Raw genomic sequence first — 19,798 nt, 5'->3', positions numbered from 1 at the left:
GCCGTTGGACGTGTCACACTCACCAGGCGGGTGGAGGTCAACCCATTAGACTTAATCGCTGTGAAGCCCGCACGGACCAGTTACCTTGATCATGCCGCCACGACCCCGATGGTTCCGGCAGCTATTGCTGCGTATGCGGAGCAGTTAGCCGTGGTGGGTAATCCCTCGTCGTTGCATGCCGCGGGACGGCGGGCACGGAGCGTGGTCGAGGCAGCCCGTGAGGAGCTAGCCTCGATCTACGGGTGCCGGCCTAGTGAGATCATTGTCACCTCGGGGGGTACTGAGGCAGACAACTTAGCGGTGAAGGGGATCTTCCGGGCTCGTCGAGCTCAGGATGGGCGCAGGTCGCGCATCGTGATTTCTGCTGTGGAGCATCATGCGATTCTTGATCCTGCGCATGCTCTGGCTCAGGATGATGGCGCGCAGGTTGTTGCGCTTCCGGTTGACGAGCGGGGGTTGGTGGACCCGTTGGCGTTGGAAGCGGAGTTGCGTGAGCATGCCAGTGACACGGCGTTGGTGTCGGTCATGTGGGCAAATAACGAGGTGGGGACAATCCAGCCGATTGCGGAGCTTGCGCAGATCGCTCACCGTTACGGTATCCCGATGCACACCGATGCTGTGCAGGCGGCCGGGCACTTGGCCGTGAATTTTCAAGACAGCGGTGTGGATGCTCTGACGGTGACAGCCCACAAAATTGGTGGGCCTGTGGGCGTGGGGGCGTTGATTGCGCGCCGCGACCTAGAGATGTATCCGGTTCTTCATGGTGGCGGTCAGGAACGACAGGTCCGGTCAGGCACTATCGATGCGGCAGCTATTCATTCCTGGCGTGTTGCTGCCGTGCAGGTGGCAAGCGAGCTGCCGGCGCGGGTGGAGCGGGAGCGCGAGTTGCGCGATCAGCTGTTGGCGCGCATCGTTGAGGCTGTGCCTGATGCGCAGGTTCGTGGGGTTGACCCGCAGGGGCCGGACGCGCATATGCGGCTCAGTTCCATTGCCCATGTGACCTTTCCCGGCTGTGAAGGCGATTCCCTCATCTATTTGCTTGATTCACATGGGGTGCAGGCTTCGACCGGGTCAGCGTGTCAAGCGGGAATACCGCAGCCCTCCCACGTGTTGCTTGCGATGGGTCTTGACGAACTCACTGCCCGCGGGGCGTTGCGTTTCTCCTTGGGGGCGACCAGTACTCAAGAAGATATTGACCATGTCATTGAGGTGTTACCGACGGTGGTTGAGCGTGCTCGGCGTGCTGGGCTTGCCACAACTGGCCGGTAGCGCTCACACTCAACACAACCACAAACACACGTTTTTACGGTGAAGGAGAATCATGCGGGTACTCGCCGCCATGTCAGGTGGAGTTGACTCTGCCGTTGCAGCGGCCTTGGCAGTGGAGGCCGGCCACGACGTTGTCGGTGTCCACATGGCGTTGTCGCGTAACCGTAACCAGTTCCGGTCAGGCTCGCGTGGCTGCTGTTCCATTGAGGACGCCTCTGATGCCCGCCGTGCAGCCGACATTTTAGGCATCCCCTATTACGTGTGGGATTTGTCGGAAAAGTTTGAAGACACCGTTGTTGCCGACTTCATTTCCGAATACGAGGCTGGACGCACCCCGAACCCGTGTGTGCGCTGCAATGAGCACATCAAGTTTGAAGCACTGCTCGATAAAGCGATGGCACTAGGGTTTGATGCGGTTGCTACCGGACACTACGCTCAGATCATTGACCGTGACACCACCGATGTGCACGGACAACCCACGGTGATCCGCGAACTGCACCGTTCCCCCAACGACGCCAAAGACCAGTCGTATGTGCTCGCTGTGATGGGGCCAGACCGGCTGAAGAACGCGATTTTCCCGCTCGGGGGGTACGCCTCAAAAGACGAGGTCCGTGCAGAAGCAGAACGCCGCGGCCTGAGCGTGTCAAACAAACCAGATTCATACGACATCTGCTTCGTCGCAGACGGTGACACCAAAGGATTCCTGCGCGACCGATTGGGGTCACGCCCAGGTGAGGTCCTAGACACGGACGGCAACGTCGTCGGAACTCACGACGGCGCCTACGCCTACACGGTCGGTCAACGCAAAGGACTCGCCCTCGGACGCCCCGCTGAAGACGGCAAACCCCGCTACGTCCTTGGAGTCAGCACCCGCGACAACACCGTGATCGTTGGTCCATCCGAACTGCTGTCCGTGAACCGGATTGTGGGTGACAAAGCAGTCTGGTTCGCCACCGACATTCTCACCGATGCGTCCCTGACCACCGAAGGCAGTGACTGGTTTGCAATCGAAGGGCAAGTGCGCGCCCATGGCGCGGCGCTGCCCGGTCGCGCTCGCATTGTTCCCCTTGACCGTGCGCGTGACCTTATGCCAGCGGGCCGCGAAGAACTCGCAGCCGAGTGCACCCGTGTTGAGGGCGCAGACCCTGGCCACGACCACACTGCCCTGGTCGAAGTGGAACTTCAATCCCCGTTGCGCGGAGTCGCAGCAGGACAATCCATTGTCTTGTACCGCGGGACCCGAGTCATTGGGCAAGCAACCGTGGTCGCCTCTGACCGCAAAGCCACACTCCCCACCCCCCAACGAGCCGCCGCCACCGCATGACCACTGTCTTGCCCAGCGGCCACTGGCCGCTGACCGCCGCACACGATCACCTCACCACTCAACTCCACATCCTCGACGACGCATCGGCCACCCCCACAGGGATCACCACCCACGCATTCCTGCCGCACTACCCAACCCACCCGCACCTGTCCCTCCTGCCCCGCACCCTGTCCACGTTGGCAGAACTCAACTACGAACACGGACCCCACGGCTGGAAACTTGCCCCGCACGCGGGACATGACGCCCACCGTGTCACCGGCGAACTAGCCGACCAACTCGACGCGCTCACCATCGCCGGGCACACCGCAACCACACCATTCACCCTCACAGTGCTTGGCCCCCTCACCCTGGCAACCCGCCTGTGGCTTCACCACGGCGACCGGGCCCTTGCCGACCACGGTGCCATCCGCGACATCGCATCCGCCCTTGGTGAGGGACTTAGCCACACCGTGACACGCATCGGCGCTCTCATTCCGCGAAGCCCCCTCCACCTGCAAGTGGACGAATCAGACCTAGCCGCCACCCTCACCGGACTCATCCCCACATTCTCCGGACACTCCCGCATCAGAGCAGTGGACCCTGCGCTCGCGGTGGAGGTGCTGCATCGGACACTTGATCCGATTGCTCAGGTTGTGCCGGTCACGGTGCACACAGGTGATTCCTGGGTGGGTATCCCCACGGCGGCGCGGGTGCTCGCGGATCTGGGTTCACCAGCGCACACCGTGCATCGTCTGGGGGTGGCGTTAGGCCCGTGGAATGAGCGACTGTGGGAGCACATCGCGACCGTGGTCGAGCATGGTGTGGGCTTCCACGCTGGGTTGCCCACACCCGTGATGTCGTCGTGCGCGGGGACGGACGTGGCAGGGCTTGGCGATGCGCTCACAACCGGGTGGCACCGGGTAGGGCTGCCAGCGGCGCAGCTGGCTGAGGTCAGTATCGGTTTCCACAACGCTGCAGCGGAACACTGTGCAGGTGGGTCTGTGGATACTGCTCGAGGCAGTATCCGAACACTCATGTCCACAGCCGAATATGTGGCTGAGAAAGCAGAAGCGTGACGCATGGCGTCGATTTTTGTTGATACCTCAATCCTTCGATCGTCTCCTGCATTTGCCCGACTGTGGTGGGGATTAGGGGTCTCCAACATTGGTGCCCAGATCACGGTTGTTGCTGTGGGACTGGAAATGTATGCGATCACGGGGTCAACCCTGTCAGTGGGGATGATTGGCTTGGCGGCCCTGATCCCGCTGGTTGTTTTGGGGTTGTATGGCGGTGCGCTGGTTGATGCCTATGACCGGCGGCGGATCGCACTGATCGCATCGTCGGTGCTGTGGGTGACGTCAGCGTTACTTGCCGTGCAGGCGTTTGTGGGGCTGGAGAGTACGGGTGTGCTCTACACGTTGGTGGCTGTGCAGTCTGCCGCGTTTGCAGTCAACAATCCGGCACGACAAGCGATTGTGCCGCGTATCGTTCCAGCTCAGAAAATTCCGGCAGCGAACTCGTTGATGACAATCACGTGGAACGCGGCGTTGTTTGGTGGTCCCCTGCTCGCCGCGTTGTTGGTGAACTGGGGTGGTTACGGTGTGGCGTACACCGTGGATGCTGTGCTGTTCACGTTCGCGTTGTGGGCACTGGTGCGGCTGCCTGATATTCCTCCGGCCCTTCCTGGACGTGAGGGTCCCGATTCTGGCGGTCAGGCGTCCTGCGCGCAGGTGTCCACTGGCCCTGCACGCCGCGTGGTGGGGGTGCGTGCCATCCTTGACGGGTTGGTGTATTTGCGTACTCAACCCGATGTGCGCATGACGTTCTTGGCAGACTTGGCTGCCATGATTCTCGCCTCCCCGCGGGTACTGTTTCCTGCGTTGGGTGTCATTGTGCTCGGTGGCGCAGAAACCACCGTCGGCGTGCTGACGGCAGCGTTTGCGGTCGGTGCGATGTCTGCAGGGCTGTTGTCCGGGGCTCTGACAGTGATGCACCGTCAAGGACTGATTATCGCGGTGGCGATTACTGCGTGGGGGATGTCCATTGTGGCCTTTGGTGCCCTCATGGTGGCAGCAGGGCGGACGTCACCTGACTCGATCCAGTGGGGATTTCTTCTCGCTGGGGCATGTGCTTTGTTTATGGCAGGTGCAAGTGACGCAATTTCTGCGGTGTTCCGGCAAACCATTTTGCAAACCGCAACACCCGACCACATGCGCGGGCGCCTCCAGGGCGTTTTTATCGTTGTGGTGGCCGGTGGCCCCCGACTGGGTGACATGTGGCTGGGCACTCAAGCCCAGTGGTTTGGGGAAGGGTGGGCTGCCGTCGTCGGGGGCGTGGCCTGCATCATCGTACTGTGGGTTCTGATGGCGTGGTATCCACGTTTCCTTACCTACGATGCGCGCACTGTCACTCAGGCAACGTAACCGTTCCCTCACTGTTATTTAGGTGAGGTCTCCTACAGCTTACGGTGTGGTGGGGGTGAGGATCGCGGGCAGGATGTGGTCGTGGAGCAAAGGAGCAACGGGCATAGACATGGCCTGTTGGGGTGACACCCAGACGGCCTCTTCGATTTCCGCAGCGGCACTCACGTGTGACGCCTCAAGGTAGTTGAGACACACGCTCACACAATGAGCGGTGAGCGTGTGGTCGGGTTCGTTCGCTGCGTTCGTGTGGATAGTGCCCATGGTGGTGAACCGGTCCGGATCAAGGTTGAGACCAGTTTCTTCGGCCACTTCTCTGGCTGCTGTCGTGGTGACTTCTTCGCCGAGGTCGGGTTTTCCACCGGGCTGAATGTAGCGCTGGGTTCCACGCTTGCGCACCAGGAGTAGGCGACCATCAGGATCTCGCACGAGTGCGGCAACCACGGTGATGTGGCGTGCTTGACCGCTCATGATTTGTCGCCATCTGGCGTGGTGACTGGGGTGAGGCGTTGCCATAAAAACTCATAAGCTAGCGCGGACATGAACGCGGCTTGGTCATTGTCGGCGGCGCCCCCATGTCCACCTTCAATGTTCTCGTAATAGGTCACGTCATACCCGTAGTCGAGGAGTTTTGCCGCGAATTTTCGGGCGTGCCCAGGGTGTACCCGGTCGTCGCGGGTGGAGGTGGTGATGAGGACCGGTGGGTAGTTGCGGTTCGGTTCCACAAGGTGATAGGGCGAGAATCGCTGGATGAACTCCCACTGGGCTGGATCATCTGGGTCACCGTACTCGGCCATCCAGGACGCCCCTGCAAGCAGGTGCGAGTAGCGCTTCATGTCCAGTAGCGGAACCTGGATCACCACGGCACCAAAGAGTTCAGGGTACTGCGTGTATATGTTGCCGGTCAGCAGCCCCCCGTTGGAGCCACCTTGCACACCAAGCCGCTCAGGTGTGGTGACCCCACGTTCGACAAGGTCACGGGCAACAGCAGAGAAATCTTCGTATGCTTTATGCCGCTGATCTTTCAGCGCACTTTGATGCCATCGTGGCCCATACTCGCCGCCACCACGAATGTTCGCGACTGCGTAGGCACCCCCTTTGTCCAACCACGCCCGTCCGAGCCCGCCAGAGTAACCTGGCGTCAACGAGATCTCGAACCCGCCATACCCGTACAAAAGGGTAGGGATGGAGCCATCGCGTGGCGCATCAGTGGCGTGAACAAGGAAGTAAGGAATCTGAGTCCCGTCCTTCGACGTCGCAAAATACTGGTCAATAGTCAGGCCTGAGGAGTCAAAGAAGGAAGGGCTAGTTTTCAGCGGTTCACCCAACCCGCCCGGCACGGTGAGGTCATCAACAGCTAGTCGGTACAGTGAGGACGGGGTGAGGTAATCAGTGGTCATCACCCACACATCGTCAGTGACATCACTGTCCACACCACTCACACTGGTCGTGCCCATAGCGGGCAGCGCCACAGCGGGGCGCCGCTCCCAGGAGCCAGCGCGGTCTGTGGGTGGAGTGAGAACCTCCACCCGGTTCTTCACATGGTCGAGGACGTTGAGCACGAGGTGGTTTTTGGTGAATGAGGCGCCAGCGAGTGACTGTGAGCTCGTGGGTTCAAATAAGACGGTCAGGTCTCGGCCTCCGGCCAGGTAGTCCTCAAACCGAGTGATGAGAAGAGCACCAGCCGGGTATGTCGTGTCCCCCACAACCCAGGGCTCGCGTGTCTCAATGAGCAACCATTCACGGTGAACCCCTGCTTCCGCAGAAAGCGGAACATCGATGAGGGTGAGGCCATCTGTGGTGCGAAGATACAGTTCAGACCGGTAAAACGCTAGAGAGCGGGCAACAAAGTCGCGTTCCCAGCCTGGAGTGTGGGAATGGAACGCACGAATGTACATATCGTTGTCCCCACCTGCGTAGACAACAGTGGCGTCGTTGAGTTGCTGTCCACGCGACAGCTGCTTCACGATGCGCGGGTAACCCGAGGAGGTAAGCGTTGCGTTGCCCAGTTCGTCTGTTCCGAAGTCCGTAAAGATGTAGACCGTGTCACGGTTAATCCAGCTCATCCCGCCTTTGGATTCGGGCCGGAAAAACCCACCGTGATCCGGGGGGACGAAGGTCTTGGTGGTGAGGTCAAACTCGCGGTCTTCGTCTGCGTCGCTTCCCCCGCGGGACAGACTGATGATGGCGCGGTCGTAGGTGGGGCGCAGGATTTCTGCGCCGTGGAAGACCCACGGGATGTCTTCTTCCGTGGCGAGAGCGTCAATGTCGAGCAGTGTTTCCCAGGTGGGGTCAGGGGAGCGATAGTCCGCATCTGTGGTGCGCCGCCACACCCCACGCGGGTGGTCAGCGTCACGCCAGAAGTTGTAGAGGTAGCCCCCCACACTACTGACAAGGGGGATCTTGTCATCAGAGTCAAGAACTTCTTTGATCACAGATTTCCGTAACGCGAACTCGTAACTTGATCCGAGCGTTGCGGTGGCAGAGGCGTTACGTTCACTGACCCAATCGAGGGACCGTGGCGCATCGATATCTTCGAGCCACAGGTAAGGGTCCTGGTCAATGGGGGCGGCTATGGTCTGCATGTTCTCGCTCGTGCTCATGGTCATCTACCTTACGCCAGCGGTACCGGCAGACGCGCCGTGCACAACATGGGTGAGGTGTGGGCTGTGGCGCGCGCATGTCAGTGGTCCGTGGACAATAGTGAGGTGACCACGAATGACCAAAACGCACATGACTCTTCACTAGCACGTCCGTTCACTGGCCCGGAGGTGGCTGCTGGTTCTGCCGCTGCTCGCATCGTCGACGCTGCCGCAGAGGTGTCGCTACAGGAGCAGTGGGAGCGACTTGCTCGTCTGATACAGCGCTACCAGTTCGAGTATTACATTCAGGGGGAATCATCTGTCCCTGATGCAGATTATGATGCGCTGCTTGCGGAACTGGTCGCTGTTGAGGAGCAGTTAGGGGGCGCGCCTCAGGGTTCTCCAACCCAGCGAGTGGGGGGAACTTTTTCGACTGAATTCGAAGAAGTTGATCACCGTCAGCCCATGCTGTCGTTGGACAACGCGTTTTCCCTTGAGGAATTACAGGCCTGGGCTGATCGTGTTCATGGTGAACTGTCGGGTGGGGCAGTGTCCTACTTGTGTGAAGTGAAAATAGATGGGTTAGCCGTGTCTCTCACTTATGAGCGGGGTGAACTCGTCCGGGCACTCACTCGTGGTGATGGTCAAACAGGTGAAGACGTCACGCTGAACGTGCAGACAATCCGTTCGATTCCTCAGCGTTTGGGCGGAGATCCAGCGTTCCACCCGCAGGTTGTGGAGATTCGCGGGGAAGTCTTCATGAAGGTCGCTGATTTTGCTGATTTGAACGACTCGCAGGCGCGCCAAGGCGGGAAAACCTTCGCGAACCCACGCAACGCAGCGGCTGGATCATTGCGGCAAAAAGATCCTCGGGTCACTGCTCAACGACGGCTGTCTATGTACGCTCACGGTATTGGTGCGCTGGAGTGGGACGGTCAGTCTCCGGTGGACTTGGCTCGCCAATCCGACGTGTATGCGCTGTACCAACAGTGGGGGATCCCAGTGTCGAGCCACAATTCAGTGGAACACGACCTTGATGCAGTGACGAGGAAGATTGAGTACTACCGGGAGAACCGGCACTCCATTGAGCATGAACTTGATGGGTTTGTCATCAAAGTGGATGAGGTCGCTGCTCAAAAACAGCTGGGTTCAACAAGCCGCGCACCCCGGTGGGCTATTGCATTTAAGTACCCACCTGAAGAGGTCACGACACGGTTGCTTGATATCCAGGTGAATGTGGGTCGCACTGGCAGGGTGACCCCGTTTGGGATGATGGAACCTGTGCTAGTTGCAGGGTCAACGGTGAGCATGGCGACGCTCCACAATTTCCATGAGGTGCGCCGTAAGGATGTGCGTCCCGGGGATACCGTCATTGTGCGTAAAGCAGGCGATGTGATTCCTGAGATCCTGGGCGCAGTGGAGTCACTGCGACCTGATGGGTTACCTCAGTGGGAACCGCCCACGCATTGTCCGTCGTGTGGCACCGAGATTCGTGAAGCGAAGGAGGGCGACAAAGACCTTCGCTGTCCGAACGCGCAGTCGTGTCCGTCGCAGTTGCGAGAACGCGTCTTTGCCTTAGCGTCCCGTGGTGCGTTTGATATAGAAGCGCTCGGATGGGAATCTGCTGTGGCGTTGTGCGATCCGGAGAGCTCTCGCCCAGTGGGGCCCGACGCTCCACAGCTTGACGGGCCGCCTCTTACCCCGGTTCTCACCAGCGAGGCGCACATTTTTGACCTTGCAGATGAGAACAGTTCGTTGACGCGCAGCCTCAAGGATGTTGTGGTGTGGCGGGAGCGGAAATTGAAGTCTGGCACCCGCTGGGAGCTAGTTCCCTACTTTTACACCCGGGCAACGGCTTCGAAGTCTTCGGTTCCAACTGCGACGACAGTCAAGCTGTTTGAGGAGGTACAGAAGGCAAAGAGCCAGCCATTGTGGCGGGTGTTGGTGGCATTGTCGATTCGCCATGTGGGGCCTACCGCGGCGCGAGCTCTTGCCACAGAGTTTGGTTCGATGGATCGCATCCGAGCCGCTTCTGTGTCGGAACTCGCCGCAGTTGACGGTGTGGGCTCCACCATTGCGGAGTCTGTCGTTGAGTGGTTCCGTGAGGTGGACGGCAATCAGTGGCGTCCCGCGATTGTCGCTGCGTGGGCGAAAGCTGGGGTGTCTATGGAGGATATTCCCGACGAGTCTGTGCAACGCACGTTGGAAGGAATCACTGTTGTTGTGACCGGTGGGTTGGAGAACTTCACTCGTGATGGGGTGAAGGAAGCGATTGTGGCACGGGGCGGCAAAGCGTCCGGGTCGGTGTCTAAGAAAACCGATTTTGTGGTTGTGGGCGCAAATGCGGGGTCGAAGGAGACGAAGGCGCGAGAGCTTGGCTTGCGAATTCTGAATGAAGAAGAGTTCACCCGGTTGCTTGCCGGGGGTCCTGATGCGGTTAATGCGAGTCACAGTAGTGAGTCTGTCTCAGAAGTTTCGGACTAGTCAGGGTCGATCACTCTGTGCTGTCACCGCTTTTGACCAGCGGTAACAGGATTTTTCCAGGAACTTTCGATGCGGTTGTTGCGTTGGGGGGTTGGGGTGTTGTAGTGTTGTTTCTCGGCCCGCTGAGCGGGTGTTCTTGACCGGTTGGTCTTTCCTCTTTTTCTTCGTGGTTGTGTGCTTCGGGTGTTGCCTGGGGCGGATGGTTGCGGGGGTGGGGTTGGTCTGGTAAGGTTGAGAAGTTGCCTCCGAGGGGATGGCGCCTGGTTTTCTGGGTGGTTGTTCCTGGTTGTGGGTTTGTGGTTTGTTATCTCAATAGTGTGTTTTGTAGTTGTTTTGTTTGTTGTCTGGCTGCTTTTTTTGGTGGTTGGATTTTTTTAGTCAATTTTGCGATGGCTGCCTGTTTGGGTGGTTGTTGTGGGGTTGGGATTTTCTTTGTATGGATGAGGGCTGGCTGCCTTGTTTGGTGGTTGGTTTTTGTTTGGTTTTTATGGAGAGTTTGATCCTGGCTCAGGACGAACGCTGGCGGCGTGCTTAACACATGCAAGTCGAACGATGATGACCGGAGCTTGCTTTGGTTGGATTAGTGGCGAACGGGTGAGTAACACGTGAGTAACCTGCCCCCTTCTTCGGGATAACCATTGGAAACGGTGGCTAATACCGGGTATGACATCAGATCGCATGGTTTGGTGTGGAAAGGTTTTTTCTGGTGGGGGATGGGCTCGCGGCCTATCAGCTTGTTGGTGGGGTGATGGCCTACCAAGGCTTTGACGGGTAGCCGGCCTGAGAGGGCGACCGGCCACACTGGGACTGAGACACGGCCCAGACTCCTACGGGAGGCAGCAGTGGGGAATATTGCACAATGGGGGAAACCCTGATGCAGCGACGCCGCGTGGGGGATGAAGGCCTTCGGGTTGTAAACCCCTTTCAGTAAGGAACAAGGCCATGATTGTTGTTGTGGTTGAGGGTACTTGCAGAAGAAGCGCCGGCTAACTACGTGCCAGCAGCCGCGGTAATACGTAGGGCGCAAGCGTTGTCCGGAATTATTGGGCGTAAAGAGCTCGTAGGCGGTTTGTCGCGTCTGTCGTGAAATCCCGATGCTTAACGTCGGGCTTGCGGTGGGTACGGGCAGGCTGGAGTGCGGTAGGGGTGACTGGAATTCCTGGTGTAGCGGTGGAATGCGCAGATATCAGGAGGAACACCGATGGCGAAGGCAGGTCACTGGGCCGTTACTGACGCTGAGGAGCGAAAGCATGGGGAGCGAACAGGATTAGATACCCTGGTAGTCCATGCCGTAAACGTTGGGCACTAGGTGTGGGGATTGTTCCACGATTCCTGTACCGTAGCTAACGCATTAAGTGCCCCGCCTGGGGAGTACGGCCGCAAGGCTAAAACTCAAAGGAATTGACGGGGGCCCGCACAAGCGGCGGAGCATGCGGATTAATTCGATGCAACGCGAAGAACCTTACCAAGGCTTGACATACGCTAGATCGCTCCAGAGATGGGGTTTTCCTTTGGACTGGTGTACAGGTGGTGCATGGTTGTCGTCAGCTCGTGTCGTGAGATGTTGGGTTAAGTCCCGCAACGAGCGCAACCCTTGTTCTATGTTGCCAGCACGTAATGGTGGGGACTCATGGGAGACTGCCGGGGTCAACTCGGAGGAAGGTGGGGACGACGTCAAATCATCATGCCCCTTATGTCTTGGGCTTCACGCATGCTACAATGGCCGGTACAATGGGTTGCGATACTGTGAGGTGGAGCGAATCCCTAAAAGCCGGTCTCAGTTCGGATTGGGGTCTGCAACTCGACCCCATGAAGTCGGAGTCGCTAGTAATCGCAGATCAGCAACGCTGCGGTGAATACGTTCCCGGGCCTTGTACACACCGCCCGTCAAGTCACGAAAGTTGGTAACACCCGAAGCCGGCGGCCTAACCCCTTTTGGGGAGGGAGTTGTCGAAGGTGGGACTGGCGATTGGGACTAAGTCGTAACAAGGTAGCCGTACCGGAAGGTGCGGCTGGATCACCTCCTTTCTAAGGAGTAACACGTTCCCCTTTTTTTGTGTGATGGGTTCCCTTTGTTGTGAAGGGGGCTGGGCACGGGGGTTTGTGGTTGTGGAAAGCAAACATTTTTGTGATGGCTATGAGACACACTGTTGGGTTATCGGGTCGCAAACCTGGTTGTTCCCTGCTTTGCCTGGCTTCATGTCATGTCTTGTTGTTTGATGTGATTGTGGTTGGGTGTGGGTGGGGGTTGGTTTGTGGTTGGTTGTCTGCCTTGTGTGGTTGCGCTTTGTGGTGTGGCTGTGTGGGGTGGGTTTGTTGGTTGTGAACTGGATAGTGGACGTGATGATGCATCTTTGTGTGTCTGTAATGTTTTTTTGTTGTTGTTAGTGTTTTAGAGCACATGGTGGATGCCTTGGCATCAGGAGCCGATGAAGGACGTGGTAGCCTGCGTTAAGCCTCGGGGAGTTGGCAAACAAGCTGTGATCCGAGGGTGTCCGAATGGGGAAACCTACCTGGAGTTATGTTCAGGTGCCGTCGTTTGAATGTATAGGACGATGGGTGGGAACGTCGGGAAGTGAAACATCTTAGTACCGACAGGAAGAGATATTCCGTGAGTATTGGCGAGAGAAAGCGGATGAGGCTAAACCGTGCGTGTGTGATACCCGGCAGGGGTTGCGCGTATCGGGGTTGTGGGACCTTTCGTTTCTAGTCTGCCGGCTAGTTGCAAAGTGAGAAAGTCATTGTGTAGGTGAAGCTGGTGGGAAACAGCGGCGTAGAGGGTGAGACCCCCGTAACTGAAACATGGTGGCCTTTGTGTGGAGTGTTCCCAAGTAGCACGGGGCTCGAGGAATCTCGTGTGAATCTGGCAAGACCACTTGCTAAGCCTAAATACTCCCTGATGACCGATAGCGGATAGTACCGTGAGGGAATGGTGAAAAGTAGCCCGGGAGGGCAGTGAAATAGTACCTGAAACCATGTGCTTACAATCCGTCGGAGCCTCCTTGGTTGGGGTGACGGCGTGCCTTTTGAAGAATGAGCCTGCGAGTTAGTGCTCAGTGGCGAGGTTAACCTGTTGGAGGGTAGCCGTAGCGAAAGCGAGTCTGAATAGGGCGTTTTTAGTCGCTGGGTCTAGACCCGAAGCGAAGTGATCTACCCATGGGCAGGTTGAAGCGCGGGTAAGACCGTGTGGAGGACCGAACCCACCTAGGTTGAAAACTGGGGGGATGACCTGTGGGTAGGGGTGAAAGGCCAATCAAACTTCGTGATAGCTGGTTCTCCCCGAAATGCATTTAGGTGCAGCCTTACGTGTTGCTTGCCGGAGGTAGAGCTACTGGATAGCCGATGGGCCCCACCGGGTTACTGACGTTAGCCAAACTCCGAATGCCGGTAAGTGTAAGCGTAGGAGTGAGACTGCGGGGGATAAGCTTCGTAGTCGAGAGGGAAACAGCCCAGACCACCAGCTAAGGCCCCTAAGCGTGTGCTAAGTGGGAAAGGATGTGTGATTGCCCAGACAACCAGGAGGTTGGCTTAGAAGCAGCCACCCTTGAAAGAGTGCGTAATAGCTCACTGGTCAAGTGATCGCGCGCCGACAATGTAGCGGGGCTCAAGTACACCGCCGAAGCTGTGGCATGACATCCCTTTGTGGGTGTTGTGGGTAGGGGAGCGTCGTGTAGATGGTGAAGCTGCCGGGTGACCGAGTGGTGGAGACTACACGAGTGAGAATGCAGGCATGAGTAGCGAAAGGCGGGTGAGAAACCCGTCCGCCGAATGATCAAGGGTTCCAGGGTCAAGCTTATCTGCCCTGGGTTAGTCGGGACCTAAGGCGAGGCCGACAGGCGTAGTCGATGGATAACGGGTTGATATTCCCGTACCGGCGAAGCACCGCCCAACACAAAACCATAATGATCGTTGCACCACGGGCATTGATGCTGTGGGATTCCCCTTGTGGGGGTTCTATGGTGTTGGTGTGTTGTGCTGGGACGTGAGTGTGGTGGCGTGAGCGTATTAACAGGGGTGACGCAGGAAGGTAGCCAAACCGTCGCGATGGTTGACGACGGCCAAGACTGTAGCACGGGTATTAGGTAAATCCGGTACCCATGAAGGTGTGAGAGTTGATGGGGTTAAGTTGGTGATCCTCTGCTGCCTAGAAAAACCTCGACGCGAGGTGTTAGCCGCCCGTACCCGAAACCGACACAGGTGATCAGGTAGAGAATACTAAGGCGACGAGAGAATCATGGTTAAGGAACTCGGCAAAATGCCCCCGTAACTTCGGGAGAAGGGGGGCCTGCCCCGTTGCCAGCCCGTGCGGTTGGTGTAAGCGGGTGTAGGCCGCAGAGACCAGAGAGAAGCGACTGTTTACTAAAAACACAGGTCCGTGCGAAGACGTAAGTCGATGTATACGGACTGACGCCTGCCCGGTGCTGGAAGGTTAAGAGGATCGGTTAACCACCTTTGGTGGTGACGCTGAGAATTTAAGCCCCAGTAAACGGCGGTGGTAACTATAACCATCCTAAGGTAGCGAAATTCCTTGTCGGGTAAGTTCCGACCTGCACGAATGGCGTAACGACTTCTCTGCTGTCTCAACCATGAACTCGGCGAAATTGCATTACGAGTAAAGATGCTCGTTACGCGCAGCAGGACGGAAAGACCCCGGGACCTTTACTATAGCTTGGTATTGGTGTTCGCTTCAGTTTGTGTAGGATAGGTGGGAGACTAGGAAACCCGCGCGCCAGCGTGGGTGGAGTCAACGTTGAAATACCACTCTGATTGAATCGGATACCTTAACCTCGGACCCTGATCGGGTCCAGGGACAGTGCCTGGTGGGTAGTTTAACTGGGGCGGTTGCCTCCTAAAGAGTAACGGAGGCGCTCAAAGGTTCCCTCAACCTGGTTGGCAATCAGGTGGCGAGTGTAAGTGCACAAGGGAGCTTGACTGCGAGACTGACAGGTCAAGCAGGGACGAAAGTCGGAACTAGTGATCCGGCCATGGCTTGTGGAAGCGTGGTCGCTCAACGGATAAAAGGTACCCCGGGGATAACAGGCTGATCTTGCCCAAGAGTCCATATCGACGGCATGGTTTGGCACCTCGATGTCGGCTCGTCGCATCCTGGGGCTGGAGTAGGTCCCAAGGGTTGGGCTGTTCGCCCATTAAAGCGGTACGCGAGCTGGGTTTAGAACGTCGTGAGACAGTTCGGTCCCTATCCGCTGCGCGCGCAGGAAACGTGAGAAGACCTGTCCCTAGTACGAGAGGACCGGGACGGACGAACCTCTGGTGTGCCAGTTGTACCGCCAGGTGCACGGCTGGTTAGCTACGTTCGGAAGGGATAACCGCTGAAAGCATCTAAGCGGGAAGCCTGCTTCAAGATAACGTTTCCAACAACCACTTGGTTGTGAAGGCACCCACCAGACCAGTGGGTTGATAGGCCGGACGTGGACACGCAGTAATGCGCGGAGCTGACCGGTACTAATACGCCAACCACTAACACACCACACAAACACACCTGCACACCACGTCCACTACCCGGTTCACCACCCACAAACCACCACACCACACACGGTTCAGTGGCCCACACAACTCGCGGTCGTCATAGCGGCAGGGAAACGCCCGGTCCCATCCCGAACCCGGAAGCTAAGCCTACCAGCGCCGATGGTACTGCACCCGACAGGGTGTGGGAGAGTAGGACACGACCGCAACACCACTAGAAGCCCTGACCACCACCCGGTCAGGGCTTCACCCATACCCCCACACAACAACCAGCACCACAACACACATCGTCAGGCGACTAGCGCTCTCACGAAACCACGTAGACTAGACACATGTCCACAATCTCTCGTGATGAGGTCGCACGCGTCGCTGCCCTAGCACGCATCGAACTGCGACCAGAAGAAGTCGACCGGCTCACCGGGGAACTTGACGTCATCGTGAACGCAGTCGCCCAAGTGAGCGAACTCGCCACCCCAGACGTCCCCGCAACAAGCCACCCAGTACCGCTGAGCAACGTGTTCCGCGACGACGAACCAACCCCGCCACTTGATCGGGACAAAGTTCTGAACGCAGCGCCCGCCAGCGAAGACGGGAAGTTCCTCGTCCCCCAAATCCTCGGAGAGGAATAACATGTCGGACATCACGAGACTCACCGCAGCCGAGCTTGCCCAAAAACTGCAAGCAGGCGACATCACCTCAGAACAAGCGACCCAAGCGCATCTCGACCGCATCGCAGCCGTCGACCCGACCATTAACGCTTTTGTCACAGTCACCGCCGAGGACGCACTCGCGACCGCACGAGACGTCGACGAGCGCCGCGCACGCGGAGAACAACTCCACCCACTTGCCGGCGTGCCCATCGCAATCAAAGACGTTGTCGTCACTGACGGAGTGCAAACAACTGCCGGGTCAAAAATGCTCGAAGGATGGATCCCACCCTACGACGCAACGCTCGTCGAAAAAATCAAAGAGGCCCGCCTCCCCATTCTCGGCAAAACCAACATGGACGAATTTGCCATGGGGTCATCAACGGAACACTCAGCGTACGGAAACACCCTCAACCCGTGGGACATCGAACGCATCCCAGGAGGCTCAGGAGGAGGCTCCGCCGCAGCTCTCGCAGCTTTTGAAGCCCCCCTCGCGATCGGGACAGACACCGGTGGGTCCATCCGTCAACCCGGGGCAGTTACCGGAACCGTGGGGGTCAAACCCACCTATGGTTCGGTGTCCCGATACGGGTTGATCGCTATGGCATCCTCACTAGACCAGGCCGGACCTGTCACCCGGACTGTGTTGGATGCAGCACTGCTACACGAACTGATCGGTGGGCATGACCCCAAAGACTCCACGTCACTGCCACAACCGGCAACCGGTTACGTCAAAGCGGCACAAGAAGGCGCGCTCGGCGACCTGACCGGAGTAAGAGTTGGCATCGTCAAAGAACTCACCGGGGAGGGATATCAGCCAGGTGTACAGGCACGGTTTGATGAATCCGTAGCGCTCCTGCGTGACGCAGGTGCCACAGTCGTTGAGGTGTCCTGCCCATCGTTCACAACAGCTCTCGCAGCCTACTACCTCATTATGCCTGCAGAAGCGTCCTCGAACCTTGCCAAGTTCGATGGAATGCGTTTCGGTTTACGCGTGGAACCCACAGATGGACCGCTGACTGCAGAACGTGTCATGGCTGCCACCCGCGGGCAAGGTTTTGGTGATGAAGTGAAGCGACGCATCATCATCGGAACCTACGCGTTATCCTCCGGCTACTACGACGCTTACTACGGCTCTGCCCAGAAAGTACGCACACTCATCCAACGCGACTTCACTGCGGCGTTCGAGCAGGCAGACGTTCTCGTGTCACCAACCTCACCAACCACCGCCTTTAAGTTCGGTGAGAAGCTTGATGACCCACTGGCTATGTACCTCAACGACATTGCCACCATTCCAGCGAACCTCGCTGGTGTCCCCGGTATGTCGCTGCCCAACGGTGTGAGCGACGATGGAATGCCAGTAGGGTTCCAAATTCTTGCTCCGATCAGTGAAGACGCACGCATGTACCGAATTGGTGCAGCGTTGGAGTCCGCATTGGAAAAGCAGTGGGGCGAACCCCTGATCAACCGTGTTCCTGAACTGGAGGCCCAAGCATGAGCGTGTCCTCACCTGACCTTGTTGCTTACGATGAGGCAGTCACCCAGTACGACCCAGTCATTGGGATTGAAGTTCACGTCGAACTGGGCACAAAAACCAAGATGTTTTGTTCAGCTGAGGTGGAGTTCGGGGGCGAGGCGAACACACAAGTGACACCCGTGTCACTAGGGTTGCCAGGTGCCTTGCCGGTGGTGAACGGTAAAGCTGTTGAGTCAGCGATCAAAATTGGGTTAGCTTTGCACTGCACTATCGCTGATTCGTGCCGGTTCGCGCGCAAGAACTATTTCTATCCTGACGTGCCGAAAAACTTCCAAACATCCCAGTACGATGAGCCGATCGCCTATGACGGGTACTTGGATGTTGAGTTGGACGACGGCGAAATCTTCCGTGTCGAAATTGAGCGCGCGCACATGGAAGAAGACGCAGGTAAAAACACGCACGTTGGCGGTTCAACAGGGCGTATCCATGGTGCGGAATACTCACTAGTCGACTACAACCGTGCGGGTATTCCCCTCGTCGAGATCGTGACGAAACCCATTGAAGGCGCCGGGGAGCGTGCACCTGAGGTAGCGCGTGCTTACGTGCAAACTCTTCGCGATATTTTCCGTGCTCTTGATGTGTCAGAGGCCCGGATGGAACGTGGAAACGTTCGCGCGGACGTGAACCTCTCACTGCGTCCAACACCTGAGTCTCCGCTGGGTACCCGCACAGAAACCAAGAACGTCAACTCATTTAGGTCTATTGAACGGGCTGTTCGTTACGAGGTGGAACGTCAGGCGGCCATCCTTAATGCGGGGAAAACTGTCACACAGGAAACTCGTCACTGGCATGAGGATACAGGGATCACCACAGCTGGTCGCGAGAAGTCTGACGCTGAGGACTACCGGTACTTCCCCGAGCCCGACCTGGTTCCGGTAGAACCAAGCCGTGAGTGGGTTGAGGAACTGCGAGCGTCTCTTCCAGAGATGCCAGCGGTCAAACGGCGTCGGTTGCGTGAGGAATGGGGCTATTCCGACATCGAAATGCGTGACGTTGTCAACGCCGGTGCGTTGGAACTCATCGAGAACACCGTTGCTGGTGGTGTTAGCCCTGCCGCAGCACGAAAGTGGTGGATGGGAGAGCTCGCCCGGTTTGCCAAAGAAAACGACCGTGAGTTGGCATCAGTTCCCGTGAGCCCTGCACAGATCGCCGAGTTACAGCGCCTGATCGATGAGAAGAAAATCAACGACAAAATTGGTCGGCAAGTACTCGAGGGGGTTCTCGCCGGTGAAGGTGACCCCGCAGAGATCGTATCCGCCCGTGGATTGGAGATCGTCTCTGATGATGGTCCACTTCTTGCGGCTATTGACCAGGTCCTCGCAGATCAACCTGACATCGTTGAGAAAGTCCGATCAGGCAATATGGGGCCGGTTGGCGCCATCATTGGCGCGGTCATGAAGGCAACTCGCGGTCAAGCTGATGCAGGGCGTGTCCGTGAACTCATCATCGAACGCATCGGCTGATCATGATTGGTCCTGTGCTAACAGGTGAGCTTGTTGCCCTGCGTCCCGTGGAACCACGGGACGCAGGGCCGCTCGCCCGTGCATCACGCGACCCGGAAACCCAGCGGTTGACGGGCATCGTCAAGAATATGACTGATGCCCAATGGCAGCAGTGGATTGAGGAAGGGGCGGAATCTCCCACGCGTGTGGACTACGCGATGACGTCTTTGATGCCCAACGGTGATGGTGCGATGAGCGACGAATGCATCGGCGAAATTGTCATTGACAATATTGATCAGGTGAACCGCAGCGCGTCACTGCGGTTGCAGTCGTTACCTGAGTTCCGTGGCCGCGGCTATGGGCGTGAGGCGATCTCTTTGGTTGTGTCGTATGTGTTTGCCACACCACCGCAAGGATTGGGGCTTCATCGGTTGTCGCTGGAGGTGCTGGCGATTAACCCGCGTGCCCGAATGTTGTATGAGTCGTTAGGGTTTGTCCAAGAAGGCGTCTTGAGAGACGCTGGTCGTGACGGTGAGCACTGGTGTGACGTTGTGGTGATGTCGCTACTCGAGGATGATATCGACTTGCCCGAGTAGTTCCCCTCACCGTGCGGTTGTGTGATCCCAGTCA

General features: G+C 57.8%; 11 protein-coding genes and 3 rRNA genes. 12 read left to right on the top strand and 2 right to left on the bottom strand.

Going from position 1 to position 19,798, the window contains the following annotated elements:
* The first annotated feature begins 60 nt into the window (after positions 1-60).
* The 4 genes from JDEN_RS08695 to JDEN_RS08680 are packed head-to-tail and all read left to right on the top strand — an operon-like array spanning position 61 to position 4,995.
* Entirely contained in the window at positions 61-1,269 is a 1,209-nt protein-coding gene (locus JDEN_RS08695; protein ID WP_041288381.1) for a cysteine desulfurase family protein, read from the top strand.
* A gap of 52 nt (positions 1,270-1,321) precedes the next feature.
* Positions 1,322-2,593 (top strand): tRNA 2-thiouridine(34) synthase MnmA, encoded by a 1,272-nt coding sequence (mnmA, locus tag JDEN_RS08690; protein WP_015771995.1) that lies wholly within the window; start codon positions 1,322-1,324, stop codon positions 2,591-2,593.
* Positions 2,590-3,648, top strand: coding sequence for a hypothetical protein (locus JDEN_RS08685; RefSeq protein ID WP_015771994.1), 1,059 nt, complete (start codon positions 2,590-2,592; stop codon positions 3,646-3,648). Before mnmA ends, JDEN_RS08685 begins: the two co-directional genes overlap by 4 nt.
* 3 nt (positions 3,649-3,651) lie before the next feature.
* On the top strand, positions 3,652-4,995 hold the full coding sequence (locus JDEN_RS08680; RefSeq protein ID WP_015771993.1) for an MFS transporter: 1,344 nt from the start codon (positions 3,652-3,654) through the stop codon (positions 4,993-4,995).
* 39 nt (positions 4,996-5,034) lie between these two features.
* Here JDEN_RS08680 and JDEN_RS08675 read toward each other — a convergent pair whose 3' ends face one another.
* Positions 5,035-5,463: an NUDIX hydrolase gene (locus JDEN_RS08675; protein ID WP_015771992.1), complete on the bottom strand. Its 429-nt coding sequence runs from the start codon at positions 5,461-5,463 to the stop codon at positions 5,035-5,037.
* Positions 5,460-7,595 (bottom strand): prolyl oligopeptidase family serine peptidase, encoded by a 2,136-nt coding sequence (locus JDEN_RS08670; protein ID WP_015771991.1) that lies wholly within the window; start codon positions 7,593-7,595, stop codon positions 5,460-5,462. Before JDEN_RS08670 ends, JDEN_RS08675 begins: the two co-directional genes overlap by 4 nt.
* Before the next feature lie 48 nt (positions 7,596-7,643).
* Here JDEN_RS08670 and ligA point away from each other — a divergent pair, with 48 nt between their 5' ends.
* The 8 genes from ligA to JDEN_RS08630 all read left to right on the top strand — a co-directional run bounded on the left by ligA (position 7,644) and on the right by JDEN_RS08630 (position 19,764).
* Positions 7,644-10,058: an NAD-dependent DNA ligase LigA gene (ligA, locus tag JDEN_RS08665; RefSeq protein ID WP_083775217.1), complete on the top strand. Its 2,415-nt coding sequence runs from the start codon at positions 7,644-7,646 to the stop codon at positions 10,056-10,058.
* A 484-nt stretch (positions 10,059-10,542) separates the two neighbouring features.
* Positions 10,543-12,086: ribosomal RNA gene (locus JDEN_RS08660) — 16S ribosomal RNA — on the top strand.
* A 353-nt stretch (positions 12,087-12,439) separates the two neighbouring features.
* Positions 12,440-15,545, top strand: a 23S ribosomal RNA gene (locus tag JDEN_RS08655).
* 89 nt (positions 15,546-15,634) lie between these two features.
* Positions 15,635-15,751, top strand: a 5S ribosomal RNA gene (rrf, locus tag JDEN_RS08650).
* The 16S, 23S and 5S rRNA genes sit together here, the layout of an rRNA operon.
* Positions 15,752-15,874: 123 nt before the next feature.
* Positions 15,875-16,171, top strand: coding sequence for an Asp-tRNA(Asn)/Glu-tRNA(Gln) amidotransferase subunit GatC (gene gatC, locus JDEN_RS08645; RefSeq protein ID WP_015771989.1), 297 nt, complete (start codon positions 15,875-15,877; stop codon positions 16,169-16,171).
* 1 nt (position 16,172) lies between these two features.
* Positions 16,173-17,687: an Asp-tRNA(Asn)/Glu-tRNA(Gln) amidotransferase subunit GatA gene (gatA, locus tag JDEN_RS08640; protein ID WP_015771988.1), complete on the top strand. Its 1,515-nt coding sequence runs from the start codon at positions 16,173-16,175 to the stop codon at positions 17,685-17,687.
* Positions 17,684-19,189 (top strand): Asp-tRNA(Asn)/Glu-tRNA(Gln) amidotransferase subunit GatB, encoded by a 1,506-nt coding sequence (gene gatB / locus JDEN_RS08635; RefSeq protein WP_015771987.1) that lies wholly within the window; start codon positions 17,684-17,686, stop codon positions 19,187-19,189. The genes gatA and gatB overlap by 4 nt, the downstream gene beginning before the upstream one ends.
* Positions 19,190-19,203: 14 nt before the next feature.
* Positions 19,204-19,764, top strand: a complete 561-nt coding sequence (locus tag JDEN_RS08630) for a GNAT family N-acetyltransferase (protein WP_226926567.1) — start codon at positions 19,204-19,206, stop codon at positions 19,762-19,764.
* The last annotated feature ends 34 nt before the right edge of the window (positions 19,765-19,798 follow it).

Origin of the sequence: Jonesia denitrificans DSM 20603 (assembly GCF_000024065.1) — a bacterium.
GTDB lineage: Bacteria > Actinomycetota > Actinomycetes > Actinomycetales > Cellulomonadaceae > Jonesia > Jonesia denitrificans.
The sequence above is the reverse complement of the archived record's forward strand: the minus strand, read 5'-3'. Positions and strand labels throughout refer to the sequence as shown.